The 26968-nt window shown below is 51.9% G+C and carries 20 protein-coding genes and 1 tRNA gene; 6 read left to right on the top strand and 15 right to left on the bottom strand.

Annotated elements, in window-relative coordinates:
• Positions 1-81: 81 nt before the first annotated feature.
• On the bottom strand, positions 82-1650 hold the full coding sequence (locus ACYU87_RS20700) for an NADH-quinone oxidoreductase subunit N (protein WP_461136004.1): 1569 nt from the start codon (positions 1648-1650) through the stop codon (positions 82-84).
• Between the two features lie 76 nt (positions 1651-1726).
• On the bottom strand, positions 1727-2539 hold the full coding sequence (locus ACYU87_RS20705; protein WP_461136005.1) for a TerC family protein: 813 nt from the start codon (positions 2537-2539) through the stop codon (positions 1727-1729).
• 12 nt (positions 2540-2551) lie between these two features.
• Here ACYU87_RS20705 and ACYU87_RS20710 point away from each other — a divergent pair, with 12 nt between their 5' ends.
• The 3 genes from ACYU87_RS20710 to tamL all read left to right on the top strand — a co-directional run bounded on the left by ACYU87_RS20710 (position 2552) and on the right by tamL (position 10411).
• Positions 2552-2743, top strand: a complete 192-nt coding sequence (locus ACYU87_RS20710) for a hypothetical protein (protein WP_461136006.1) — start codon at positions 2552-2554, stop codon at positions 2741-2743.
• Between the two features lie 162 nt (positions 2744-2905).
• Positions 2906-7978, top strand: coding sequence for a translocation/assembly module TamB domain-containing protein (locus tag ACYU87_RS20715; protein WP_461136007.1), 5073 nt, complete (start codon positions 2906-2908; stop codon positions 7976-7978).
• Positions 7979-7984: 6 nt separating this feature from the next.
• Positions 7985-10411, top strand: a complete 2427-nt coding sequence (gene tamL / locus ACYU87_RS20720) for a translocation and assembly module lipoprotein TamL (protein ID WP_461136008.1) — start codon at positions 7985-7987, stop codon at positions 10409-10411.
• A 41-nt stretch (positions 10412-10452) separates the two neighbouring features.
• Here tamL and ACYU87_RS20725 read toward each other — a convergent pair whose 3' ends face one another.
• A complete protein-coding gene (locus ACYU87_RS20725) occupies positions 10453-11157 on the bottom strand; it encodes an arylesterase (RefSeq protein WP_461136009.1) in 705 nt (234 codons plus the stop codon).
• A gap of 121 nt (positions 11158-11278) precedes the next feature.
• Between ACYU87_RS20725 and ACYU87_RS20730 the strand changes: the two genes are divergently transcribed.
• Together ACYU87_RS20730 and ACYU87_RS20735 are read left to right on the top strand one after the other, a co-directional pair.
• The gene (locus ACYU87_RS20730) at positions 11279-11980 is read left to right on the top strand and encodes an ABC transporter ATP-binding protein (RefSeq protein WP_461136010.1); all 702 of its coding nucleotides are present in this window, start codon (positions 11279-11281) and stop codon (positions 11978-11980) included.
• A gap of 73 nt (positions 11981-12053) precedes the next feature.
• Positions 12054-14552, top strand: a complete 2499-nt coding sequence (locus tag ACYU87_RS20735; RefSeq protein WP_461136049.1) for an ABC transporter permease — start codon at positions 12054-12056, stop codon at positions 14550-14552.
• A gap of 15 nt (positions 14553-14567) precedes the next feature.
• On the opposite strand, the gene ACYU87_RS20740 is transcribed toward ACYU87_RS20735, so the two are convergent.
• The 5 genes from ACYU87_RS20740 to ACYU87_RS20760 all read right to left on the bottom strand — a co-directional run bounded on the left by ACYU87_RS20740 (position 14568) and on the right by ACYU87_RS20760 (position 20130).
• Positions 14568-15188: an ABC transporter ATP-binding protein gene (locus ACYU87_RS20740; RefSeq protein WP_461136011.1), complete on the bottom strand. Its 621-nt coding sequence runs from the start codon at positions 15186-15188 to the stop codon at positions 14568-14570.
• A gap of 63 nt (positions 15189-15251) precedes the next feature.
• On the bottom strand, positions 15252-16049 hold the full coding sequence (gene lpxA, locus ACYU87_RS20745; RefSeq protein WP_461136012.1) for an acyl-ACP--UDP-N-acetylglucosamine O-acyltransferase: 798 nt from the start codon (positions 16047-16049) through the stop codon (positions 15252-15254).
• 120 nt (positions 16050-16169) lie between these two features.
• The gene (locus ACYU87_RS20750; protein WP_461136013.1) at positions 16170-17564 is read right to left on the bottom strand and encodes a bifunctional UDP-3-O-[3-hydroxymyristoyl] N-acetylglucosamine deacetylase/3-hydroxyacyl-ACP dehydratase; all 1395 of its coding nucleotides are present in this window, start codon (positions 17562-17564) and stop codon (positions 16170-16172) included.
• Positions 17565-17679: 115 nt separating this feature from the next.
• Entirely contained in the window at positions 17680-18708 is a 1029-nt protein-coding gene (lpxD, locus tag ACYU87_RS20755; protein ID WP_461136014.1) for a UDP-3-O-(3-hydroxymyristoyl)glucosamine N-acyltransferase, read from the bottom strand.
• A 162-nt stretch (positions 18709-18870) separates the two neighbouring features.
• Positions 18871-20130 (bottom strand): HD domain-containing protein, encoded by a 1260-nt coding sequence (locus ACYU87_RS20760; protein WP_461136015.1) that lies wholly within the window; start codon positions 20128-20130, stop codon positions 18871-18873.
• Positions 20131-20255: 125 nt separating this feature from the next.
• Here ACYU87_RS20760 and ACYU87_RS20765 point away from each other — a divergent pair.
• A tRNA-Ile gene (locus ACYU87_RS20765) sits at positions 20256-20329 on the top strand.
• 88 nt (positions 20330-20417) lie between these two features.
• On the opposite strand, the gene ACYU87_RS20770 is transcribed toward ACYU87_RS20765, so the two are convergent.
• From ACYU87_RS20770 to ACYU87_RS20800, 7 genes are all read right to left on the bottom strand, one after another.
• Complete coding sequence (locus ACYU87_RS20770) at positions 20418-21932, bottom strand: carboxypeptidase regulatory-like domain-containing protein (protein ID WP_461136016.1); 1515 nt, start codon at positions 21930-21932, stop codon at positions 20418-20420.
• Between the two features lie 47 nt (positions 21933-21979).
• Positions 21980-23389 carry a CsgG/HfaB family protein gene (locus ACYU87_RS20775; protein ID WP_461136017.1) on the bottom strand — a complete coding sequence of 470 codons (1410 nt, stop codon included), beginning with the start codon at positions 23387-23389 and terminating at the stop codon, positions 21980-21982.
• A 31-nt stretch (positions 23390-23420) separates the two neighbouring features.
• Positions 23421-23840 (bottom strand): curli production assembly/transport component CsgF, encoded by a 420-nt coding sequence (locus tag ACYU87_RS20780; protein ID WP_461136018.1) that lies wholly within the window; start codon positions 23838-23840, stop codon positions 23421-23423.
• A 33-nt stretch (positions 23841-23873) separates the two neighbouring features.
• The gene (locus ACYU87_RS20785; protein WP_461136019.1) at positions 23874-24395 is read right to left on the bottom strand and encodes a CsgE family curli-type amyloid fiber assembly protein; all 522 of its coding nucleotides are present in this window, start codon (positions 24393-24395) and stop codon (positions 23874-23876) included.
• A gap of 9 nt (positions 24396-24404) precedes the next feature.
• Complete coding sequence (locus ACYU87_RS20790) at positions 24405-24986, bottom strand: hypothetical protein (RefSeq protein ID WP_461136020.1); 582 nt, start codon at positions 24984-24986, stop codon at positions 24405-24407.
• 74 nt (positions 24987-25060) lie between these two features.
• Positions 25061-26455, bottom strand: coding sequence for a hypothetical protein (locus ACYU87_RS20795; RefSeq protein ID WP_461136021.1), 1395 nt, complete (start codon positions 26453-26455; stop codon positions 25061-25063).
• A gap of 35 nt (positions 26456-26490) precedes the next feature.
• Positions 26491-26889, bottom strand: coding sequence for a curlin repeat-containing protein (locus tag ACYU87_RS20800; protein WP_461136022.1), 399 nt, complete (start codon positions 26887-26889; stop codon positions 26491-26493).
• Positions 26890-26968 lie beyond the last annotated feature (79 nt).

The following is a 26968-nucleotide window of genomic DNA, read 5'->3' on the forward strand; positions in this document are numbered from 1 at the left end:
GCAGGGATTGTTATAATACAAATAAACGAAACACAAGCGCCTTTTCCGAAGAGTCCGTATCTCTTCGAGTTAACGGGCAAGTTACTGGCCACCAATAAAGTGGAGCAACAAATCAGGTTTTACAAACAGCAGAACCACGGGCACCGTTAAGCCGACAGCCAGCCAAACCAGCGTTTTCGGTAAAACAACGGGGGGGCCTGGCTGTGGCAGATTAACTGATGGTCGAAAAAACAGCAGGAAGGGAATTTTGAGATAGTAGACCAGTGAGATCAGCGCGTTCAGCAGGCCCAGCGTAAATAAAGCCAGCAACCAGGCATCGCCCGTTTGCTGATACGCTTCGTAAAGAGCCGAAAACGACAGAAGTTTCGCCGTAAAGCCGACGGTAGGTGGCAGACCTGTCAGACCGAGCATAACCACCGTCAGAGCAATGGATAGCAGGGGTTGCCTGGCTCCCAAACCCGCAAAATTACTGATTGTCAGCGCACCATGTTGCGTAACCTCATTGGTTCGTGCCAGTAAATCGATCAGAAAGAAAGCCGCTAAGGATATGAACAGATACGTGCCGATGTAGAACAACACAGCCTCGAAACCAGCGTTATTCAGCGCCACTACGCCCACCAGCAGAAACCCGGCATGGGCAATGGTTGAGTAGGCCAGCATTCGTTTGGCATCCGTTTGCCGAAGTGCCGACAGGTTACCGAGTAGAATACCCGCCAAAGCCAGCACGGCCAATGGCGTTTGCAGCACTGCCGCCGTTGTTCCACCCATCCCCGATTCGGCCGGCAAGGCAGTTATTACTCGCATCAGTACCAGCACTGCAGCGGCTTTCGGTCCAACCGAGAAGAAGGCCGCGACCGGCACAGGAGCGGCTTCGTAGGCATCGGGCGTCCATATGTGAAACGGCACACCGGCAATCTTGAACAACAAACCAGCCGCCGTAAGCAGCATAGCCACGGCCACAACCGACCCCTCCTGGCGGGCCAGTTCAGCGCCGAAGGCGTCAGCGGTGAGATCGAGCGTACCCGTCATACCATACAATAAGGACATACCGTACAGCATGATCGCCGAGCTTACAGCCCCAAACAACAGATATTTGATGCCGCCTTCCGACGCTTTACGGTCGGTCGTGAGTGCGGTGAGCAGGTAAGAGCAGATGGAAACCAGTTCGATGCTCAAATAAATACTGAGCATGTTAACAGACATAGCCATCAGAAACAGCCCCAGCGTCATGGCCACCAGCAGTGCATACCACTCGAAAGGCAATCCCGACCGTCGGGTCAGGCCCGTATCGCCTGTACCTTGAAACACCGTTACGGTCGCTTCTTCCTGAAAAGACAAAAACTCGTACACGACGACCACTATAGCAGCCAACGCAATGATGGCCTGTATAAAGACAGCCTGCTGGTCGATGAAGAGCAGGTTCATAAACAGGAAACCCCGCGCAGGCTGGTAGACAACCCAGCAACCCGCTATCAGCAAAAAAAGGACACTTAACCCAGCCAGATACCGACGCACCTTCGGCAGCGGCATGACCCGAACGAACATCAGTTCGGCAGTCAGCAGCAGACAAAACGATACGGATAGCCAGATTTCGGGACCGAAGCCCCCAAGGCTATCGAGAATATTGGTGAGTTGATCGGTAAGAGACAAATTGAGAATGATAAATGTGGGTGACTGATGAATGATCCGTGACGAGGGTGGTAATCATTTGTCATTTACCACGCTGTTAAACCATACCATCGCGGCCGGGCCGACCTTCGTAACTGCGTAACTTCACGGGTGCTTCCTTCTTCCGCAGCCGGATATTCAGGAACTCAACCAACAGTGAAAAGGCAATCGCGAAGTACAAATATCCTTTGGGTACAGTGCCTACTTCCTGATTGAAGATGACAACTTCGGACAGGTGAGCGCCTTCGGCCACCAGCATGAATCCAATCATGATCAGAAAGGCAAGTCCTAACATCTGAATGGTCGGGTGTTCGTTGACAAACGAGCCGACCGGGCCGGCAAAAAACATCATGATCAGGATAGATAATACAACGGCAATCATCATAATGGTAACGTTCTGCGTCAGACCGATAGCCGTTAAAATGGAATCTATCGAGAAGACGATGTTAGTAACGGCAATTTGCGCGACTACGCTCGATATCGTGGCTTTTCCCTTCACGTTACCGTCAGCTTCTGCATCCCCACCACCTTCCAGTTTGTGGTGAATTTCGGATGTAGCTTTGTAAAGCAGAAACAAGCCTCCGGCAAACAGAATAAGGCTCTGACCGGTCAGGGCTGCTTTGAACCAACCCGCATCGATATGCGTGAACGGCTTACTGAGCGATATAACAAAAGAAATGCCCATCAACAGCACCAACCGGAAAGCCATCGCCAGAATTAAGCCGATGTTCCGGGCCTTGGGCTGATCGTTACGGGCAAGTTTATTAGCGGCAATAGAGATAAAAATAATGTTGTCGATACCCAGAACAATCTCGAGGAATGTCAGGGTCAGCAGGCTAATAATGGACTCGGCAGTAAAAAGATCGCTCATGGTTGAACTTAAGTGAAAGCCAAAATTACCCCCTTCAACCCGGGTCTGCAACAACTTGTCGAAGAAAGAACCGGCGGCCGGACAAAAGGTTGCCCAATTGGACAACTGGCAACTGGCATTAAAACGGGATTAGCGCAACAATTCAGAAGCGAGCAGCGTATAGGGTATAACGCTACTCATCTGGCCGTCGAAACGGGATTATGAGCCGATACAACTCGTTCCAGATAAATAGGATATATTTAAGGACCTTAAGGGCTTTTGCGATAATCCAGTAACATAATATACGTCTGGCTCGTTATAAAATGACCTGTCACATCCTGGCGTAGTCTTGAATCGATAATTTTATTCGCCAAAAATCAGCGTCTCGTGTCAAAATTGTTTGTCCGCATTCTGCTTGGTATAATTGCCATTATCCTGTTGCTGGTAGGGTTTGTGGTCATTATCGCTACAACACCTTGGGGACAGCAACTGGTTACCAATCAGGTCAATTCATACCTCGCTCAAAAACTTCAATCGCCCTTTCGCATTGGTCGAATAAGCTATTCAATCCCCGACTGGATCGAACTGGAAGATGTTTATTTCAAGACACCCAAAGGCGATACCCTGCTCAATGGGGGCCGTATGCGGGTAGACCTCGATATGTGGGGTCTGCTTAATAATCGGGTAGCTCTGAACCAGATTGAACTGGAACACATCCGCCTGAACATCAGCCGGACACTACCCGAGCGCAACGGCGCATCGCCAACCTTCAACTTCCAGTACATTCTTAACGCGTTCGACACAGGAGCGGCTCCGGAGCCTTCGGACACGGTATCGACGCCAATGGCGATCAACCTGAATAACATTGCATTGAGAGATGTGCGAATCAGGTATAAAGATGACGTAGTTGGGGCCGATGTCAATGCCTATCTCGATAGCCTTCGGGCGTCGTTCAGCGAAACTGACGTGGCCACATCAAAATACCACCTGTCGAACGTCGCGGCTAATGGCCTGAACCTGTATACCCGGTTATACGAAGGATTGCCAACACCGCCAGATACCCCGAGTAAACCAGGTGACACACTCAATCTGGCCTTGGGAAAATGGCAGATTAACCATGCTAAATGGGATGTTCGCGTTGAAACAGCCGATTTCCAGACGAAAGGCAACGCCGAACGATTGGCCATGGAGTCGGACTATCTTTACCTGGAAGGCGAGAAAATTGGTATAAAATCACTCGACCTGAGTGATGCGGATATAGCCGCACGGCTGACAAAGCCAACGAAAAAGGCAGCTGCCCAAGCCGCGCCTGCAACACCCGTCACACCAGGCTGGCAGGCCAAACTCACTAACGTTCGTTTCGCCAACAACCGCATCCGCTACGACGATGAGACGGCCCCGCGACAGAAAAAAGGCCTTGATTACAGCCACCTGGATTTGCAGAATCTGGGTATCGACGGGCGCTTTCTGGTCTATCAGGACTTAGGCAAAAAAGGTCAGAAAATCAGCGGCCAACTTCGCAATGGCAAGTTCCGGTCGACCAGCGGTTTTGTGCTGCAACAACTGGATGGAAACGTTCTTTACACCGATACGACCACCACACTGACCAAACTATACATTCAGACGCCTACCAGTCTGATCCGCGACCAGATGGTATTGCGGTATGACTCCCTGGGGCAGTTGACCAACCCCCGTTTTGCGAAGCGGGTGGGCGTTCGGGTGAATCTGCGTCAGAGTCGATTGTCGGTGGAAGATGTGCTGCAACTGGCCCCGTTCCTGGCCGACACACCCCCGTTTGCGGGTAACAGCAAAGGCGTATTCAAAGCCAACGCCCAAGCCACAGGCACGCTGGCCTCACTGAACTTACCCCGCCTGGAATTCGATATGCTTTCCGGCACGAAAATACGCGCCAGCGGACGACTGACGAATGTAACAGATCCCGATCATCTGGGCGTCGACATGACCGTGCAGCAGGCCGTAACCAGTCTGGCCGACATTAATAAGCTAGCCCCTAAGGGATCAATCCCTTCCTCTATTGCCCTGCCCCCCTCACTTCAGCTGACTGGCAAGATACAGGGCCAGCTAAACGCCCTCGACCTGGACGCTAAACTGACTACCGCCTGGGGTACAGCCGCCTTTGATGGGAAACTGGCCGGTTTTGTAGCGGGTAAAAACCAAACGTACAAGGGCACGCTGAACCTTAACGATTTCGATGCGGGTAAATGGTTGAGGCAACCCGAAACCATGGGTACAATAACCGGACAGGCTACGGTAGACGGACGCGGTATTGACCCGAATACACTGGTAACTCGCTTCGATCTGGCAGTCCAGTCGGCCGAGCTTAGTGGTTACCGGTATCAGAACCTAAACGCGGAAGGTAAACTGGCTAACGGTATTCTTGACCTAGTTGGCTCCCTGAAAGACCCGAATGCCAACCTGACCCTCGACACCAAAGTTAGTCTCAAAGGCGATTTCCCAAGCGTGAACGGTCAGGCCGTGGTGAACGAGTTAAACCTGCAAAAACTGAAGCTTTACAGCGATCCGCTATCGCTCAAAGGCCGGATTAACCTCGATATGGCGTCAACGGATCCAGCCAAACCCGTCGGCACCGTGTCAGCAAGCGATGCGATCCTTAGCCTGAACGGCAAAAGCTACCCCATCGACTCCCTTTACGCCCGACTCTCGGCCAACGGCGGTACCAAGAATGTCGTTGCTCAATTGCCGGGAGCCCGCATGACGTTGAACGGTCAGTTTGAATACACGCAGCTATACGACATCATTGCGGGCGAAATCAGCCAGTACATTGCTATACCCTCGTTAACCTATAAGCGAATTCCGCCCCCCCACGCCTTTACAATGGCGGTGAAAGCTTACCAGAATCCGCTTTTTCAGGCTTTTGTACCCGCCCTGACCCGCCTGGATACGGTCCGGTTCAACGCGTATCTGGACAACACCCGCGACACGACCTTATCGGCCACGCTGCGTACGGGCGTTGTCGTCTACGATACCACTACCCTGCAGGGCAGCACCATGACCCTTCGGGGAGCCAATAACCAATTGAAAGTTGACGGACGAATCGATGGCGTTTTGTACGATGGATTAACGATTCGACAGACAAATCTGAATGGTATTGCGGCTAATAATAAGTTCCGGTTTGCGGTCGTCAACAAAGATTCGATTGATCAGGATTTGCACGGCGTTTCGGGTACACTAAGCATCGTTGACTCCAGCTACCGATTCACGTTTGCTCCCAACGGATTGCTGACGAATTACCAACGCTGGCAAACCGATACAACTGGTTTCGCGCAGTACGGTAAAGATGGTGTGCTACTCAACCGATTGCATATTGAAACGGGTCAGCAGTCGCTGGAAATAAGCAGTACGGAGCAATACGGCAACGCCCCCATTCGGGTTACGGCCCGAGCTATTGAACTGGGGAACCTGGCGCGCCTGGCCAACCAGGACACGACCCTGGCCAGCGGGCAGCTTAACGGTACGGTGGTTGTTCGGGACTACATGAGTTCCGACAGTAAACTAGCGTTTATCGGGTCCGTTTATGTGGATAGCTTAAAGGTAGTCGATAAGCCCATTGGCAACCTGACGGCTCGTTTCAACAACACATCAGATGGGCGCATCAGCGTGAATACGGCCCTTGCCGGACCTTACAACGATGCTACCGTTACGGGATTCTATAACCCCGACGATGCGAAAAAAGCGCTTGACTTAGCTATTAAACTTAATCGCCTGGATGCGCGTACCATTGAAGCCTTTAGCTTTGGCGAACTGCGGCAGGCAAAGGGGAATCTTACCGGTGCGTTCACGGTGGAGGGGGCCATAGACAATCCCAAAATGGACGGAAGCGTTGCGTTCGATTCGGTTGCCTTCAACATCAAGCAGCTTAACGCAACGTATCGAATCGATCAGGAAAAGCTAAACTTTTCGGGACAGACAATTACATTGAGTGGGTTCGATCTACGCGATGAACAGAATCGGACCCTTACAACCGACGGAACCGTTGTTTTGAAGAACCTGCCCAACGCGGCTTATAATCTGCGCGTTCGGGCCGATCATTTTCAGGTACTTAACGCTGGCCGGAAAGACAACGATTACGCGTACGGGCAAGCTGCCGTGAGTACCGATCTGCGCATCAAAGGCACAGGGTCTAACGCATCCATCAACGGCACAGTCAGACTTGAGGATGGCAGCAAAGTGTCGATGGTGCTGCCAGACGATGCTGCCAGCGCCAACGAGGCCAATGAGATTGTAACGTTCATTGACCACAACGATTCACTCGCTCTGGTCAAGTACCTGTATAAACCAAAGGTCGATACGACAAAAGCACGACTTGCCTTTGATGAGCTGAGTAATTCAACCATCTCGGTCGATCTGGAAGCCGATGAAAAATCTGAACTAACGATTGTTGTTGATGAATTAAACGGCGATTATCTGCGAGTACGGGGTAACGCCCGTCTTAACGTTGGCGTCAACGGCTCCGGCGAAGTGACCGTACTTGGGCGCTATGAGGTGACAGAAGGTGAGTACTCCCTAACCTATCAGGTGCTGAAACGCCAGTTTGAACTTCAGAAAGGCGGATACATCAACTTCACTGGCGACCCGCTGAAAGCCGACATCAACATGACGGCCGTTTACAAAGTCTCGGTTCCTCCCGGCGACCTTATCGGAAACGAAACGTCGTTGACGAACGCTGCGTCGCTTAAGCGAAAACTGCCTTTTGAAGTTGATCTCACCATCAGCGATAACCTGGCCTCCCCAAAATTAAGTTTTGATATCCGACTGCCCGAGGTAGAGAACTCCAGTACTATTCAGGATAATGATCTCGGTTCAAGTATCGAATCAAAACTTAGAACACTCCGCCAGGACCCGGCTCAGATAAACAAGCAAGTGTTTGCCCTGCTCATTTTAAACCGTTTCCTGCCGGAGAGTTCGTCGGATTTCTTCTCCGGGTCAGATAATGGCGGCCTGAATACACAAGCCGAAAACATTGCCCGCAGTAGTGTTAGTAAGCTTATTTCTGATCAGTTGGGCCGGTTGGCGTCGGGGGTTCTCAAAGGCTTCGATGTTGATTTTAACCTGCTGTCGCAGGCGGGCAGTGCCAACACGGGCGGTACGACGAATGGCTCCCGAACCGATTTGAACGTAGGCTTGTCGAAGAGTTTTCTGGCGGGTCGTGTTACTGTCTCGGTCGGTAAAAACTTCGTGCTCGATAACTCGGCCAATGCCGCCGTACCGAGTCAGAATCAGGTGTTCGACAATTTGTCGGCTAACTACAACATCACCCGCGACGGCCGGTACGTATTACGCGCTTACCGACGGAATGACTATCAGGCCGTGCTGGATGGGTACATTATTGAAACAGGCGTTGGGTTCATTATTTCGATGGACTTTAATACACTGTCCGAAATTTTCCGCCGATCATCACCTGGTTCCGCGCTGAATTAATTCGTTATGACGTTCTTATCAACCAAAAAAATCTTTTCGTTTATCCATCTCCTCTCTTTGTTCGTCCGAGCAAAGGCTCCCCGTCATATCCCCGTTTCAATTCGTACGTTGCCCTTGCTGATCTGGTTGTTAAGCGCCTGTAATATAGCGAAACACTTACCGGCCAACGAGCGTCTGTATATGGGCACAGACATTAATATAAACGCCGACTCGACGATTTCAGCAGCCGAACAGAGTGGCCTGAAAGAGCAGTTAGCAGAGCAGGCACGCCCCCGACCAAACAAGCAGTTATTTGGCTACCCGTATAGAGTGGGCTTATACTATTTCTTGGGCGAACCGAAAAAGAATGGGCTTCGGGCCTGGTTTCGCAAAAAATTTGGTCAGGAACCTGTATTTGCCAGCGCCAAAGCCATCACATCAAACATACCCGTGTTCAAGGCAACGCTTCAGAATCAGGGGTATTTTGGCTCGAACGCTACGGGCAGGCTTGCTGAACAGGGATACAAAGCACGGGGCGTTTATGACGTCGAGGTAAAACAACGCTTCTACATCGATTCCACCGGCGTTCTGGTCGATTCAACACCGGTCCGAAAAGCCCTGCTGGCATCAGCCAGACGAACGGTTATCAAAAAGGGAGACCCCTACCTATTCGACAATATCAAGCTGGAGCGAGAGCGCATTAGCCAGGCGATCAAGCAGCGGGGATTTTACTATTTTTTGCCTGATTACATTGCCGTAATAGCCGACAACGATACAGCCCGCCATCGGACAAAGCTTTATTTTGCCATTAAACCCGATATGCCCGAAGCGGCCGGGGTACCCTACTCTATTCGCGACGTTTATATCTACTCAAATTACAATCTGTCGACGGCCCGAAACGACACGAACAAGCGCGAGGCCTTTAAAACAGACGAACAGTTTCGGGTAGTCGATTCCACCCACCGGTTTGATCCGAAATTATTCCGTGACATCGTTACGGTTCGGCCGGGTCAACTCTACAACAGCCGCATGCAGGATTTAACGCTCTCGCGGTTCATCAATGTAGGTGCGTTCAAATTTGTGCGCAACCGTTTCGATCCAGACCAGCAGGGCGACTCGGCGGTATTGGACGTTCATTATTACCTGACGCCTTATCCGGCCAAGGCGATACGTCTTGAACTGGATGGTACGTCCCGTTCCAATAACTTCAATGGTACGCAGGTAATTTTGAGCTGGCGCAATCGGAATGCACTCGGGCGGGCCGAATTATTGACGATCAACGCCAATGCCGGGATCGAATTTCAGGTCGGTGCCGCTGGTGAAGGCATTACCAATTACCGCTACGGGCTCGATGGAAATTTGAGTTTTCCAAGGCTGGTATCTCCCTTCCGGTTTAAATACGACCAGCGGCAGGCTTTACCCAAAACAAACTTAACCCTGGGCTACCAGACCATTCTTAGGGGAGGATTATACCGGATCAATTCGGCCCAGACAACATTCGGCTACGCCTGGCGACAAAATCGGCAAATCGAACATGTATTCCAGCCGTTTAACGTCAATTATATCTTTGTTCCGTTGAGCCAGGTGGGTGATCGGGTTTATGAGATATTGCAGGACACAGCAGTGAGTGAGATTGTCAAAAGACAGTATTCCACTACGGTATTTCAATCCGATCAGCTTATCCTAAGCTCCCTCTACACATTCAATTTCAATTCTCCCGTTCGTTCACTGTTGCCTACTTCGTTTCGCCTGACGGCCAATGCAGAAATAGCGGGTAACCTGGCCAGCCTTTTTTTCCGCAAGCCTTTAGAAAACTATAATCGAAACGGAATCTTCGGCGTCCCATATGCTCAGTTCCTGCGACTCGATGTCGATGGTCGGTTATATCGCCGTTTAACGTCAAAAATAACGTGGGCGAATCGTCTGTTTGCTGGTGTAGGAGTACCATATGGAAATTCTAAGGGCTATCAGATACCTTTTACAAAGCAATATTTTGTAGGGGGCAGTAATAGCATTCGAGCCTTCCGCCCACGCGCAATTGGTCCTGGTTTGTTCACTCGTGATACTATTCGAAACTTACCAATTTTCCAGGATGGCGGTGGTGATATAAAACTAGAAGCAAACACAGAGCTACGACTCAAATTCACAAAGTATCTTGAGGGAGCTGTCTTTGTTGATGCGGGTAACGTTTGGACATATTATGACTTGGCAACTTTTGATGGCAATGTGGAGCAATTTTCGTCTAACTTCTACAAACAAATAGCTATTGGCACAGGCGTCGGCATCCGGGTTGACTTGTCTTACTTTCTCATTCGCCTGGATATAGCCACTCCCCTCCGTAAGCCTTATAAAACAGATGGCAGTGAATGGGTTATTGACAAAATGGCCTTTGGCAGCAGCGACTGGCGTAAACAAAATCTGGTATTCAACATCGGCGTAGGCTATCCGTTTTAGGCATTGTCGGATAGGTCATACGGACGTCCATGCGATCCGCGTTACAAAACCGGCTTAAGCACTTTCCAAACGGTGTTGGCCACGATTTTATGTCCGGCGGGTGTGGGATGAATGCCGTCGGGCTGGTTAAGTTTGGGAATACCCCCCACGTTTTCGAGCAGAAACGGAATTAGCACCACCTTATTCTTGTCGGCCAACTTCTTGAACATCTCCCTAAATTCCCTGGCGTAGGCCGTACCCATATTGGGCGGAATCTGCATGCCGGCCAGTACAATCGTAGCCTGCGGACTCTTCTGACGAACAGTATCCATAATGGCTTGCAGGTTCTGACGGGTCGCTGCCAGGGGCAGACCACGCAGTCCATCGTTACCGCCGAGTTCCAAGACGAAAACGGCTACCGGCTTGCGCAATACCCAACCGATCCGGCTCTTTCCTCCGGCGGTCGTTTCGCCACTTAAACCTGCGTTGATAACTGTGTAGTTCAGGCCGGCGGAGTCGATCTTCTGACCGATCAGAGCGGGAAATGCCTGCGCCGGTTCGACACCGTATCCGGCCGTCAGGCTGTTGCCATAAAACAGAACAGTTCGTTTTTGGGCTGTACTTGCTGGTTTAGCATTGGCCGACTGGGCGGAGCGGGTTATTTTCTCTGTTTTCGTATCGGACGAGCTACAACCCCAGACCGTTAAGACCAACAGCAACCCGTTTATCACAGAAACGGGTGTTTTACTATGTATGAAGAACTTCATCGGTTTTACAACAGTTAAATCAGATAAACACAAAAGTAAACGGGAGGTTCGTAAAGCAAGCCAGGAATCCTTTATGAATCTCCCGTTTACTTTTGCCCTGTTGCGGTTAAAACCTGTTTCCATGAGTATTCTTCGCGTCGAAAATCTAACCAAAACCTATTCAAGCGGAGGACGTGAACTAACGGTTCTGCATAGCGTCAACTTTACGCTCGAACCCGGTGATACGTTCTCCATTGTAGGGCCTTCGGGCAGCGGCAAAACAACGTTACTAGGCTTATGCGCCGGTCTGGACCGCGCTTCGTCGGGTAGCGTTTACCTGAACGATGTTCGTCTGGATACGCTGAACGAAGATCAGCGGGCCGCTATTCGTAATCAGTACGTTGGGTTTATTTTTCAGAATTTCCAGCTTCTGCCCACGCTCACGGCCCTCGAAAACGTGATGGTGCCACTCGAACTGCGGGGCGAGAAAGGCGTTGACAAAGCTGCCCAGGTGCTGCTGGAACGTGTTGGCCTGGGCCAGCGCGGGCACCACTACCCCACCCAGCTTTCGGGTGGTGAACAGCAACGGGTTTCATTGGCGCGTGCCTTTGCAAACCGTCCCCGGCTCCTCTTCGCCGATGAACCAACCGGCAACCTCGATGCGGATACCAGTGCTACGGTGGTCGATTTACTCTTTGAACTCAACCGCGAAGCGGGTACAACGCTCGTTCTGGTTACGCACGATCTGGAACTGGCCTCACGCACCCAGCGCGTTATTCGCATCAAAGGAGGCACGGTGGTTAATGATACAAAAGAGCGAAAGAATGAACGAGTGAAAGAGTGACCTCATCTGGCAGCTTTTCATTCTTTCGCTCTTTCACTCTTTCACTCGTATGAACACTTCCTGGCTCTTTCGAATGGCCTGGCGCGATAGTCGCCGGAGCCGACAACGATTACTTCTTTTCATGTCGGCCATTGTGCTGGGCATTGCTGCCCTGGTGGCCATAAACTCGTTTGGCGATAACCTGGCTCGCAGCATTGATGAGCAGGCAAGGGAGCTTCTTGGTGCCGACCTTACCTTATCCTGGAATCGGCCACCATCCCCCAAAATAGCTCAACTAACTAAAACCATCGGTCAGGACCGGGCTTACGAAGTTTCCTTTGCCTCGCTCGTTTCTATCCCCAAAACGGGGGGCGTTCGGCTGGCGCAGGTCAAAGGATTGCAGGGCAACTTCCCGTATTACGGCACGTGGGAGGTTCAACCAACATCGGCCGTTCAAACCTTTCGGCAGGCAACTACGCGCGTGGCCTTAGTCGACGACGCGCTGTTAGTACAGTTGGGAGCCGCCCCTGGCGATTCGGTACGCGTTGGAAATCTCTCGTTTCTGATTGCCGGCCGGGTCACTAAAACGCCGGGGCAGGCAGCCATTGCCGCTACCGTCGCACCGACAGTCTTTATTCCGAATCAGTTTCTGGCCCAAACCGGCCTGCTACAACGCGGTAGTCGGGTGGCGTACAAATACTATTACCAGTTTGCGCCGGGCACGGATGTCGAAAAATACATTAAGACGATTTCGGCGCGTCTGGACAAGGACGGTGTTAACTACGACACGGTTGACGGGCGTAAAAAACAAACGGGGCGCTCCTTCGCTGATTTGACCAAGTACCTGAGCCTGGTAGCTTTTGTGGCGCTGTTACTGGGTTGTGTGGGCGTTGCCAGTGCGGTGCAGCTTTATGTAAAAGAAAAAGTAACGTCGGTGGCTATTCTGCGGACGCTTGGCGCCAGCGGTCGGCAGGCTTTCCTGATCTATCTTATCCAGACGGCCTTCATGGGCCTGCTGGGTGCTGTAATTGGTGCTCTGGGCGGATCCGTAATCCAGTTGATTCTCCCTCGTGTATTTGGCAATTTCCTACCTATCACTGTAGAAACGAGCCTCTCGGGATCAGCTATTCTGGGCGGCATCGGCACCGGTGTACTCATCTCGGTACTGTTTGCGTTGCTGCCCTTGCTGGCCATTCGAAACGTATCCCCCCTACGCACCTTACGCAACTCGTACGAAGCCGACCTAAGCAATAGAGACCCGTTTCGCTGGCTGGTGTATGTGCTGGTCATCGGATTCATTATTGGTTTCGCTTATTGGCAGACCCATAGCATTGAGCTGGCCCTCGGCTTTACGGGGGGACTTGCACTGGCGTTCGTCATCCTGACAACGCTGGGCCTGGGTCTGATCTGGCTGGTCCGCCGATTCTTCCCGGCCTCCTGGAGTTACATCTGGCGGCAGAGCCTGGCGAACTTATACCGGCCCAATAATCAGACACTTATTCTCGTAACCTCCATTGGACTGGGTGCTTTTCTGATCGCCACGCTTTATCTCACCCAGGGTCTGTTGCTCGGCCGGGTGGAGTTGTCGGCCAGTGGCAATCAGCCCAACATGGTGCTGTTTGATATTCAGAATGAGCAGATTGCCGGTGTTCGATCACTGGTAAAAACTCAGCGACTGCCTATTTTACAGGAAGTGCCCGTGGTAACGATGCGCCTGTCGGCTATTAACGGCACCACCAATATTGTTCGTAAAGATACCGCAGCGAAAACCCCTAAGTGGGCATTTACCCGAGAATACCGGGTTACCTACCGGGATACCCTCATCTCGTCGGAGAAGCTGACATCGGGAAAAGCACCTTATCAGGCCGATGGTGCTATTTATGTCTCCATTGAGAAAGATTTCCTGGAGCGGATGCATCTCAAACTGGGTGATACCCTTGACTTTAATGTGCAAGGTGCGCCGATACAAACCATTGTTGGCGGCACTCGTGAGGTCGAATGGAATCGTGTACAGACCAACTTTTTAGTCGTGTTTCCATCAGGTGTTCTGAAGCAGGCTCCTCAGTTTCATGTGCTGATGACCCGCGTACCCACCAACCAGGCCTCGGCTGTGCTTCAGCGGGCGCTCGTCAACCGTTTTCCTAACGTGTCGGCGATTGACCTGGGGTTGATCCTTAAGACAGTGGACGATATTCTGGGTCAGATCTCATTTGTCATTCAGTTCATGGCCCTGTTCAGTATCCTAACGGGTTTGCTGGTACTGGCCAGTTCGGTGGTGATCAGCAAGTACCAGCGGCTCCGCGAAAGTGTACTCCTCCGAACGTTAGGTGCCAGTCGCGCTCAGATTTTACAAATTACCGCACTCGAATATGGATTGCTGGGTCTGTTGGCTGCGCTTTCGGGTATACTTCTGTCGGTGGTGGGTACCTGGGCCCTGGCTCGCTTTGTATTTGAGGTGCCTTACCAGCCTGCCATTTTACCCCTAGTCGTTATTTCGTTTACCGTGACGGCGTTAACGGTGCTCATTGGCGTTTTCAACAGCCGGGAGGTGCTGGTCAGACCACCGTTGGATGTCCTGCGCGGGGAAGGGTAAGATGCCATCCTGCTTTTATTTCCACTGCATGACATCGATTACATTCGGGCAGAAATCGTACTCTTCGGGCTGGTTGGACCCAATCAGGAGCAGCTGATCGGGGCTTAGCTGGCGAACTTGCTCCTGATACCAGGCGGCTCCCTGTCGGTCAAGATTGGCGGTGGGTTCGTCCAGAATAACGACGGGCGAAGTAGAAAAAAAGGCCAGCCCAAGCTTGACCCGTTGCTTCATACCCGACGAAAAATACTTTATTTCTTTATGACGAGCGTGGGTCAGTAACAGCCGGTCGGCAACGGCTTCCAGGGTCAGACCATCCCGGAACGGTTTAAAAGTCTGGTGAAACGCCAGCAGTTCATCCAGTGTCAACTCCTCGACCAGTTCGAGGTACGGGGCGGCAATACTCACCTGCCGAAACCAGTGATCGGGATCGAGTAGCGTAGCGTTCCGGGAATACGTCAGCGTTCCTTCCGTGTAGGGCAAATTCCCGGCTAGCAATTGCAGCAGTGTTGATTTGCCACTGCCGTTGGGGCCGACAAACGTATAACTCGTACCGGCGTTGAGCGTCAGGTTCACGTGGCGAAAGATCCACTCCCTCCGGTACTTTTTACCGATGCCCTCGGTAGCGATTGTCAGCATTGTGTAGATTGAGAGTGCCGCCGGAGCGGATGGCGCAAGGCCAGAGCCTGCGCCATCATGCGTTTATTCGCGCTCGACGTTGCTATTCGAAGGACCTTTCATGATGCCTCGTTCCGACGACCGGATGAAGTTCACAATTTCGTCGCGCTCATCAGACGGTGGCAACTCCAGCTCGATCTGCGTTAATGCGTCGGCATTGTTCAGGCCCCGCATGTAAATGTAACGGTAGATTTCCTGAATCTGGTTAATCTTGTCATTGGTGTAACCCCGTCGACGTATGCCTACCGAATTAATGCCAGCATAGGTGAGCGGTTCACGGGCCGCTTTAGAGAACGGGGGGACATCTTTACGAACCAATGATCCACCCGAAATAAACGCGTGAGCGCCAATACGCGTGAACTGAAGAACAGAACTTGACCCACCAATAATAGCCCAGTCACCCATGTACACATGCCCGGCCATCTGAACATTGTTCGTAATGATACAATAATTTCCAATCCGGCAATCGTGCGCTACGTGCGTATAAGCCATAATCAGACAGTTGGCTCCGATTTCCGTTTTCCAGTGCTCTTCGGTTCCCCGGCTAATGGTAGCGTATTCCCGGATGGTGGTGTTATCGCCGATGTATGTCCGGGTGTATTCGTTATTAAACTTCAAATCCTGCGGAGTCGACGAGATGACGGCTCCCGGATAGATTTTACAGTTACGGCCAATGCGAGCCCCTTCGTTGATAACCGCATGTGAACCGATCCATGTTCCCTCGGCAATCTCGACGTCTTTATGAATAATCGCAAATGGCTCGATCACCACATTCTGCGCTATTTTCGCTTCGGGGTGAATATAAGCTAATGGTTGAATCATTTCTTTACTGATGAATGATGAATGATGAATTACAAAAGATAACTAGCTGACAGTCTGGCAATCGGCAAGACTATTGTGTATCATCCATCCTTCATCATTGGACTCCGGCCATCCGGCTCATTATTTTTTCTTAACCAGACTGGCGATCATGTCCGCTTCGCACACCAGTTGGTTGCTAACATACCCACGGCCCTGCATTTTCACGATGCCCCGCTTCATGGGTGATGTAAACTCACAACGAAAAATTACGGTATCGCCGGGTAAAACGTTGCGCCGGAAACGACAATTTTCGATACCAACCAGAAATGGCCAGTAATTTTCGGGATCGGGCACGGTACTCAGTACCAGAATACCACCCGTTTGCGCCATCGCTTCGAGCTGCATAACGCCTGGCATTACCGGATTTCCGGGAAAGTGACCGGGGAAATACGGTTCGTTCATGGTCACGTTTTTGATACCCACTACGCTGTTTTCGTCCAGAGCAATGATCTTGTCGATCATTTGAAACGGATAGCGGTGAGGCAGCAACTGCGAAATGCGGTTAATGTCCAGCACGGGCGGTTGCGTCGGATCGTATTTGGGAACCTGGTTAACCGCGTTTTTCTGAATCAGTTTCTTGATCTTCTTCGCAAACGCAACGTTGGCCGCATGTCCCGGACGGGCCGCCAGTATCTGCGCCTTGATGGGTCGGCCAATCAGAGCCAGATCGCCCACCATGTCGAGCAGTTTGTGGCGCGCCATCTCGTTAGGATAGTGCAGTTCGAGGTTATTCAGGATACCTTCCTGCTTGTTTACACTCACTTTTGGTTTGTGCAGCAGATCAGCCAGGTAGTCCAGTTCGCCATCTTTCACATCGCGATCCACAATGACGATGGCATTCGTCAGATCTCCGCCTTTGATGAGGTTCTGTTTGTATAAAGCCTCCAGTTCGTGCAAAAAGACAAACGTTCGGCAATTGGCAATTTGCTCCGGAAACTGGCTGATGTCGTTCAGGTAAGCATGTTGACTACTGATTACCCGCGAGTTGTAATCAACCATGACCGTTAACCGGTAGTCGTCCAGAGGTAGAGCCGCCAGTTCAATATCCTTTTCGGCGTTGCGGTAGTGTACATACTCGCTCACCTCGAAATAATTCCGGGTAGCATTCTGCTCTTCAATACCTGCGTCGCGCAGGACGTTGATGAACTGAATAGAAGAACCATCCATGATCGGTGGCTCGGGTCCGTCCAGTTGAATCAGAATGTTATCCAGTTGTAAGCCGACCAGAGCCGCCAGGGTATGTTCGACGGTATGAATCCGCGCGCCACTTTGCTCAATGGTCGTTCCCCGCGAGAGATCCACAACATTATCCACATCGGCATCCACAATGGGTTGCCCCGGCAGGTCGATACGCTGGAATTTATAGCCATGATTCGTCGGCGCGGGCAAAAATGTCATCGTTGCCGAGACGCCTGTATGCAGGCCCACTCCCGATACCGATACGGCTTTCTGAATCGTCTGTTGTTTGGTATTCATTCGTTTACGGTTTACGGTCTACGGTTTGTGGTTTCGGTAGGCAGACCGCACCGGCGGACCGGCGAAGTTATACATGCGGTCAGCCAACCGTAAACCGTAAACCATAAACCGTATACTAGTTTTCTTTTTTCTTTTCCAGATTCGATACCCTTTGTTCCAGCGCTGGCAGCTTCCGAAAAACGGCCAGTGAACGCATACTCTCTTTCAGACCAAAAGCAGGCGAGCTATTAAGCGATGTTCCTTCTTCGGTTACGTTTTTACCCACGCCTGACTGTGCACCAACTTTGGTACCTCCGGCAATACTAAGGTGACCCGCAAAACCAACCTGTCCGGCAATAACACAGTTTTTGCCTAGTTTGGTTGATCCCGAAATACCCGTCTGTGCCGCAATTACGGTGTTTTCACCAATGTCGACATTATGTCCAATCTGAATTAGGTTGTCGAGTTTGGCCCCCCGTCGAATAACCGTTGATCCCATGGTGGCACAGTCGATGGTTGTGCCGGAGCCAACGTTCACAAAGTCTTCCAGAATAACGTTACCCAGTTGAGGAATGGTTTTATACGTTCCATCCGATTGCGGAGCGAAACCGAATCCTTCGCTGCCGATCACCGCGTTGGGATGAACAACGCAATGCTGACCAATGACACAATTATCGAGAATACGGGCACCCGGATGAATTATCGTATTATTGCCGATGCTGACGTTGTTGCCGACGTAAGCGTGCGGATAGATTTTAACATTCTCACCGATGGTACAATTCGTTCCAATGTACGAGAAAGCTCCCCGATAGATCTGCTCCCCGACTTTCGTTCCGTCACCAACATAAGAGGGTTGTTCTATTCCAAGTCGGGAGAAACTCAGTAGTTTGTAATACTCTTCCAGCAGTTGAGTAAAAGCGGAGTAGGAATTTTCTACAAAAATCAGGGCAGGCGAAACCGGCTTTTTGGGCTGAAAAGATTGATCGACAATAACCGCTGATGCCTGAGTAGTATACAGAAACGACTCATACTTGAGGTTCGACAGAAACGAAATATCGCCTGGCTTACCTTCTTCTATTTTGGCTAATCCGGTGATTCCCAATGAATCATCTCCGGTCACTTCGCCACCCAGCAGTGTAGCAATCTGCTTGACTGTAAACTTCATATGTGTGTGACAACCGTCGCAAAACAACCGATTTTTGCGTTCGATTGGGCCGCTAAGGTAGCTAACAAATTGCATTTTTTGGATAGAACCACCCGGAAATGTTCGGAAAGTAGTGACTTATTCGGGGGCACAGGTAAGTATACGCCGTCACTTAATCACTTATTAATTGACCGACTGCTGGATACTCTTCAGGTCTTTGGCCCAACAGACATAGTACCGGCGTACAATCGTTGTCAGCACCTGAATATTCGACAAATCCGACGCATCAGCAATATCAATCACCTTACCACTCTTCAGCTTTATGCGGATACGATCCTCCGAGGGCAGGTAAGCAGCGTTGGTAGCCTGTCCTTCGACCAGAAAATAGGAGAGCATATCTTCGGGTAAACCGGCTCGATACAACTGATTGTCAAGCTCGTTGAGCAGTTCCCCGGCAAAGGGTTCAGTCGATAACATGATCTTGAAAAGCTTGCGATCGAGCAACATCTGGCAAAGCGTTGACAAGACAAAATCAGCATGCAGCGCCCACTCTTTAATGCAGGCCCAGACGTCAAAATCATCCAGCCGGGTAAAAGCATCCAGGTAGATTCGGTTCGTCTGAAAATCAGCCGCCGTAACACTGTCCTGCAAAAACAACCGGAAGGCCGCCGAGGCAAAAACAGTTTCGGCACCTGGCTGGTGAAGTAAAAACCGAGCTCGGCGCAGCACCTGAATAAGCATCGACTCCGCGCAGATGGACGTTTTGTGCAGATACACCTGCCAGTACATTAGCCGGCGCGCATTCAGGAAATTTTCGACGCTCAGAATCCCTTTCGCTTCAACAACTAACTGATCGTCAACTAGGTCAAGCATTTTTATGATTCGTTCAGCCCCAATAGCCCCTTCCGCTACACCGGTATAATAACCATCGCGGTTGAGGTAATCCATCCGGTCCATATCCAACTGACTGGAAATGAGCTGATGGAAAAACGTTCGCTCGTAGGTTCCCTCGAACATGCGGATAGCCATCGACAGAGCACCATTGAACTGCCGATTCAGTTCATGCATGAGTAGCAATGAAATGTGCTCATGCGAAACGCCATTCAGCAGGCAGCACTCCAGCACATGCGAAAACGGTCCGTGGCCAATATCATGCAGCAGAATAGCAATCTGAGCCGCTTCGCACTCGTCATCATTAATAGAATGACCTTTGCTTTGCAGCGTACTCATGGCCTGACCCATCAGATGCATAGCGCCCAGCGCGTGGTGAAAGCGCGTGTGCAGAGCGCCCGGATAAACGTACTCTGATAGACCTAACTGTTTGATACGCCGAAGTCGCTGGAAGTAGGGATGCTCGACCAGATCGAAAAGTAGTTCGGTCGGGATGGTAATAAACCCGTACACGGGATCATTAAGAATTTTCTTCTTGTTAGGCGCTGACATTCAGCAAAGATACCGGACAGGATTGCAGGATTCGCCGGATTGTCGACGGAAAATCCATCGAATCCTGTAATCCTGTGAAAAATTTCGTAAATTTGCCCGTTGACATCGAGCAATCGAGCAACAATGGGCTTGTAACTCAGTTGGTTAGAGTGCCTGACTCATAATCAGTAAGTCCCTGGTTCGAGTCCAGGCTGGCCCACTTAACAAAAAAGCCGCTTAATAGAGATGTTAAGCGGCTTTTTTTGTCGGTATCAAAAAAGGTTGATGGTTCGCACAAGACTGATAACCTATCGCCAGTAGGGCATCTCCGCCTGTTGCAGCAACACCTTTCGGTTGCGTCCGTCGGTATCGGCAATGTATACCGTCCGCTGATTGAGTCCCGTGTTGTCAGTATTGGTGAAAATAATGTTTCCGCCGGTGGGTGAAAAACGGGGTTCCAGATCGTTGGTACCGGCAATTTTGTTGGATTGAGTCGATCCACCAGTACTGGATTGGGCGCGCGATAAATCAGTGACCGCCGTCGAACTCAGGTCGAGCAGATAGAGCCGGGCATCGAGCTGGCGACCCTGCTCATTCTGAAAATTTGTTGAGTCGGCCGAGAAGAGAAGTTGGCGTCCATTCACCGAAAAGACTGGGTTACCCACGCGGGCATCACGCCGGGTATAAACAACCCGATTGGCACTGCCATCAGATGAGAAAACGGCCAGTTCATTGTCGTACAAATCCGTACCGGTTGTGCGGGCGGCAATGAGATTTCCCTGCGGAGTCCAGTCGCAACCGGCCCAGACGCGCCCCGTTCGGGTTCGGGAAACTACCCGTAAGCCCGTCCCGTCGGTACGTACGGCATAGAGCCGATCATTGCTGGGATACAACAGTTGCGTGCCATCCGGCGACCAGCAGAACGACAGGTCAGCCGCCGATAAGCCCGCAATGGGGACCGTTGTTACCTGCTGTCGGTTGCTGCCATCCAGATTCATCAGGTAGAGTTGTAGCTCGGTGTCGGTGTTGGAAATAAAGGCGATTTTCTGCCGGTTCGGACTGACGATGGGTCGCCAGTTGCTGCCGCTCCGGGTAAGTTGGTTGACGGCTCCGTCGGCGGTAGCGCCGAAAATTTGAAACTGGCCGTTCATCCGCCGGACAAAGACGTAGCTGTAGTCGGGATACAATCCCGTCTGGAAGGACCAGATCGGCCCGTTCACGGTGTTGATGCCATCGGCTGCAATGACCTGCCAGAGGTACGTTGTATTATAGTCTAACCCGCTTATAACCAGCGAATCGGCCACGAGACCCGTGTAGGATGCCGTTGGTGTAGCTGCCCCCGATCGGTATAGCAGTACCGTATACGTCAGCGAGTCGCGGTTAGGGTCGGTAGCCGTCCACTTCAGGGTAAGCGTCGTCGATTGGGTAGTGCTGTTCTGGGCCGGGGCTACCAGCGTGGGCGTTGTGGGGGGGCGGTTCTGCGTTTTGTCATCGGTCAGCAGGATCGTTACAACTGGCGACGTACCGGCGGCCGCGGCTACGGTAGCCACTTCAGTGCCGTAGCCCGTTTTTGACGCCTGAACGGTATAGCTGCCCACAATAACGCTATCGAACCGGAACAGTCCGGCCGAGTCGGTTGCTACGACCCGGTTGCCAGGCGTCAGCTTGACCGTCGCGTTGCGGATGGGCTGTTGATTAACGCTGTACAACACGCGACCCCGCACCGTAGTCAGCTGGACAGGGTCAATAAACGTATCTTCATTACAACTGAGCAGGCCCGTAAGGCCAATGAGGAGAATTAAAACGTTGGAAAAGGCTTTCATGGACGGTAGACAACGCAAAAAGGGTTGCCGATGAGGTGGGTATGAACTTATTTTCGAGGAGTAATCGGTGCTGGCCTGGGGCGAAAAATACTGCCGATGTGCAGGGTGATTCCCAGCGTACCCCGGAGGTAGTAATCGTTGCGGGCGCCGGCTACGATCCCATCCAGCGCATCGGTAAACGGCTGATTATACGAGATCGTCGAGCGAAAGCCGATCAGCCCGCCCGATGAATACTGAACACCCACGCCCCCCTGCGCCTGTGCGTAGCGATCGCCCTGCGAGTTGAACGGCGTCGTTCCCGCGCGAGACACCATTCCCCCGCCAATGAACAGCAGCGAACTCCAGCGCTGAAAAGGGGTAGGGGTAAAAACCAGGTTACCTTCCAGTGATGCGATGCGGGTCGAGAAAGCGCCTTCGCTCGCCAGTATACCCGTTCCTCCATCGACCTGTATCCCAAATTTTGACGAAAAATTAACGGCCAGCGAAGCCCCGTAGGCACCCTTGATGGTGTGCCGGGCGTAGTCGCCGTAGTAGCGCATAACCCCGGCGTAGGGTTGCAGCGTGATGAGGGGCGCGTCGATTTCGGGGCGAATGCCGTACACGTCGGTTTCGCTCATGCGGGTCTTCTCCGTCTGGTAAGCGTCAAGTACTTTTTTCATTGGCCCGGCCTGTTTGTCTTCAGCTGCCCACAAACCGTCGCGTACCCCTTCGATAATCAACCCTTCGACTGCCTTTTCGATAGCTTCCGTCACGGCCATTTGCCCCGGCTCGGTGGTGGTCAGCCCCGTTTCGGTTTCCAGCAGCCGTTTGAACGTCACGTACCGAAACAAACTGGCGCTTACCGTCTGCGACAGGATGGTCTTGGAGGTATAAATGGTCTTGAGAATCTTGCCGGTCTTGGTCGCTACGGCCCGCAGGTAAACCGTTACGCGGTCTTGCCGGTATTGGGTTGAACCGCCCGCGCTGAAGTATTGCAGCCCCCCGCCACCGGTGATGATGTTAGCATCGTAGGAGACGACTCCGCCTTCCAGAATGATACCGGCAAACAGCAGCGGGGGCAGGTTTTCGCCCTCCTTGAACTGGGCGACGCTGGAGCGCACGATTTTACGTTCGTTGAGCAGGTTGCTGACGTTTTCGCGCTCGATGGGCACAAACCAGTTACTTTCTTCGAGGGCTTTGAGCAAAATGTTGGTCGTGCCCTGGGTGACGGCAGTGGAGAAAGTCGAGCCCGTTTCAATTTGCTTGTATTGCCCCGTCAGGTCGCGAAATTTATACACAGCCGCCACAATTTTTTCCTTCGCGGGGGGCAACTGCCGCAAGGATGTTGTGGTCGGCGTTTCTTCGCCCACCCGCGCCCGGCGCGGACCCGTGGGTTGATAGAAAAATGCGGTACAGCCGCTCAACAGGCTCACGAGGGCGGTTGATACCAGTAGGCGGGGCAGGTAATAGGTAGTCATTCAGGTTTCGTGTTGATGCGGTGGGGTAAGGCTAATAATAGGGTACGGTAATCGAGGTTTCGCCCCCTTTTCCATCGACGATGCGGACTACAACGCCGTTTGTACCATTGCTGATTTCGACCTGGTAGTCGCCGAAGGTGTAGGTGCCGGGTTTCAACGTGCCTTCGCCAAACTGTTTGCTGACCAGGCTGCTGGTAATTCGGCCAAGAAGCTGATTTTGCAGACTTTGGGCGTAGCTGTCGAGCGTGCTGGTCTGGTTACCAGTCGTCGTGTTTCGTTTGGCCGCCGGATCGGTCGTGCGGTCCTGCGCCTGCGCCGAACTAAGCATCCACGAATAGTTGAAGGTGTTTCCGCCAAAATTGGGATTGTTGGGATGATACACGAAGCCCTGGCTGCGGGCGGCAACGTTCATTAATACGAAGGCTATCGTGAGAAGTGTAAATGGTTTCATAGGGATGATGAGAGCCGGATATGTGTGCACTGCTCAGAAAATGCCCGAACCGCGCTGGTCCTCGTTTTCCAGCGACTGCTGCACTTCTTTGTAGTTGATGACGTATTGGTTAATGAGTTGAGCCGCATCGAGGGCGTAAGCTTCCAGTACGTCCTGCCGGATCTGTACGTAGTTCTGCCAGATAAGCTGATCGTTGAGCGTGATGGAAATAATGCTGGTGCCACTGCCGAACGTAGGCAGCTCATCGACGGTAACCAGAAAAGCGTTCAGGTCAAGCTCCAGATTGGGTTCAACCTTGCGGGTCGAATCCGTCGGCGCGGGTAGACCGGGACCTTTGGGTAGTTCTGCATACTGCCGGAAAAAGGCTTCGTAGAAATCCCGGCCGATTTTAGAGCGGGTGTTATCGAGGAGAAGCGTCTCGGTGCCTTCTTCAGAAACAACGGCTTCGTTCATCGTTTCTTTGTCGAGTACCCCTTCCAGATCGGGGTCCTGCGCATAGGCCGATACAGTCGTCAGCAATTCCCAACTTAATAATACGTAAAAAAGAAGTCGCATAGGCACTTGTTAATGTCCGATGGTCGGGCCATTTTGAATCCGGATGGTCGCGCCACCCGACTGCTCAATCTTCAGGTTTGCTACGCCCATACCCGTTGAGGTGCCGGGCGTCGCTACGCCGGGAACGGTCAGGCCATCGGCGATGATCGTATTGTTGCCGTTGCGCTGAATCAGATCGATACGGCCGTTGCTTCCCGACAGACCCAGCAGGCTCACCACGTCGCCCCCGTTCTGACTGACCTGGAGCTGGTTGTTCGTGCCGTCGAGCCCGACTGCCAGCCGGTTACCACCCCCATTTTGATTAAGTTGGAGTTGGTTACCTTGTCCCGTCACTTGCACGGTTGCCGCGTTAGCGTTGGCGGTTTGCGTCAATTGGATCTGATTCTGTTGTCCCAGTATCGCTATGGTGGCCTGATTTCCCATGCCGGCCTGTTGCAGCAGTACCTCGTTGGCGGGCGATGCGGGTGCGTTGGCCGTACCCGTCGTTAACTGCCAGAACACCTCCGGCGAGCTAGTGGCTACAGTGGTTACAGATTGCGCCCAGGTACTATTGGCTACGCAGAGAATCAGGATCAGAATTCGCAGGAACATCGGCACAAGTCAGCAGAATAACCGTGATCGGCAGGAAACCCACCGACCAAGGTTCAATTGATTACAGCTATGGATTAGTTATGACCCGTTTGCATGATCGTAGCCATGTTGCCATTACCGATCTGGCTGACGTTGGCTACGTTCGGTACGTAGTTAGAGGTGCCCGAATTCTGGGTAACGGTCAACGTGTTGTTGTTACCCTGTTGCAGTGCATATTGACCGTCGGCATCGGTACCAAGACCTTTGATGACGTTTTTATCGCCGATCTGCTGGGTAAGCGTAGCCGTATTGCCGTTACCATACTGACGGAGTTTGGCCGTATTGTAGCTGTAGTCCTGTGTAATGGTCGCCACGTTTCTGTCGGAAGCCGCCATGGATGAGCTACCCTGCTGAATTTCAGCGACATCAATTCCCCCGCTCTGCGTTACCAAATCCTGTTTGATCGTTGCCTTACTGTTAGAAACGTTGTACTGGCTGATCGAAGCTCTGGATGCATACCCTTGCTGCTGAATCGTGGCTTCATTGCCAACAGCACTGTAGCCCTGGTTGATTGTTGCTACTTCATAGATGCCGTGCTGCTCAATAGTCGCTGCGTTCTGGCCGCTCAGGTTTGTCTGATTAATGGTGGCCGTGTTATACTTGCCGCCGTAGAAGCCTTTGGTATCCTGCAGGATGGTGGCTTTGTTAAAGTTCGCATCTTGCCCCTGATTTACCGTCGCTATGCCGTAGGTACCGCTTTGGCTGACGTTAGCCACGTTGCTTATCGAACTTTCGTTTTGCGTAACGGTAGCGGTATTATTGCTGGCTATCTGCGTAACAAACGCCTGGTTGTCGCGGCTGTTGGATTGTTGCAGAATTGTTGCTTTGCTGGCTGTAACCCCGGCACTGGCTGTTCCTTGGTCAATTTTGGCGGTGTTACCACTCGACCGGTTCGACTGATCGATCAGCGTCTTTCCATTGGTGGAACCATACTGATTTATTTCGCCAAAGTTTGAATAGCTGATGTCACTCTGGTTGATCGACGTCGTTTTATTGTCGTTACCCACTTGCATGATGCCAGCCCAGTTACCTTGGGCTGCTTTTACGGCAGCCGCCGAGGTTCCAACCGTAACCGCAATGGCACCCGATGCCAGCGCACCACTGTTGTTATTCTGGGTAATGGTGCCGACATTACCCGTTCCCGTGAGTTGCGTAACGTAACCCCGGTTTGAGTTCGATGCGTTTTTCTGTTCAACTGTGGCCTGATTGCCATTCGCACCGACCGATTCCTGGCGCGTGGCTCCGAAGCTGCCGAAGTTCGTTGACGCTCCCTTATCTTGGGTAATAGTCGATTGCAGGTAATTACCATTCTGTTCCTGCATCGCCGATTGGCTGTTACCGTTCTGCTGAAGCGTGGTGGTGTTACTCTGGGCGAAACTGGCGGCTACAAAAGCCATCAGGGCTGTGCCGGTAAGGAGTACTTTTTTCATGGATTTGTTTATTAAATTAAGATAAACGTTTGGGTTTACTGACGATTACGTCGTTTTGACGGACGTGTTTTGATGCGATTTTCAGGTACGACAGGGAGCGTGTGGATGGTGTTTTCACCCGTTTCCGACGACTGATTGATTGTCGCCGTAGCCTGACCTTCCTGCGAAATCTCGACCGAATTAGGGCCGACATTGTGCTGGCTGATCGTCGTTTCAGTGCCCTTGGGCACCCGCAGGCTCACCCGGTTGCCGGGCTTACTGCTATCCGTGGTCGCACCGCCGGTCTGGCTAATGCTGACGCTGTTGCCCTCACCCGACTGGGTGACGGATGCCGAGTTGTTTCCTCCGCCGTTTTGGGTGATGCTGACGCTGTTTTGCGCAAAAACGGTGGTAGCTACCAGCATGGTGAACGCAGTTAGAATGAGTTGATTCATAGTGTTTCGTTCGTTAATGAGCTGTGTTGTTAGGCATACCAATACTTGTAGTCGACAACGCGTATCGACATCAACTACC

The organism is Spirosoma lituiforme, from assembly GCF_054776635.1.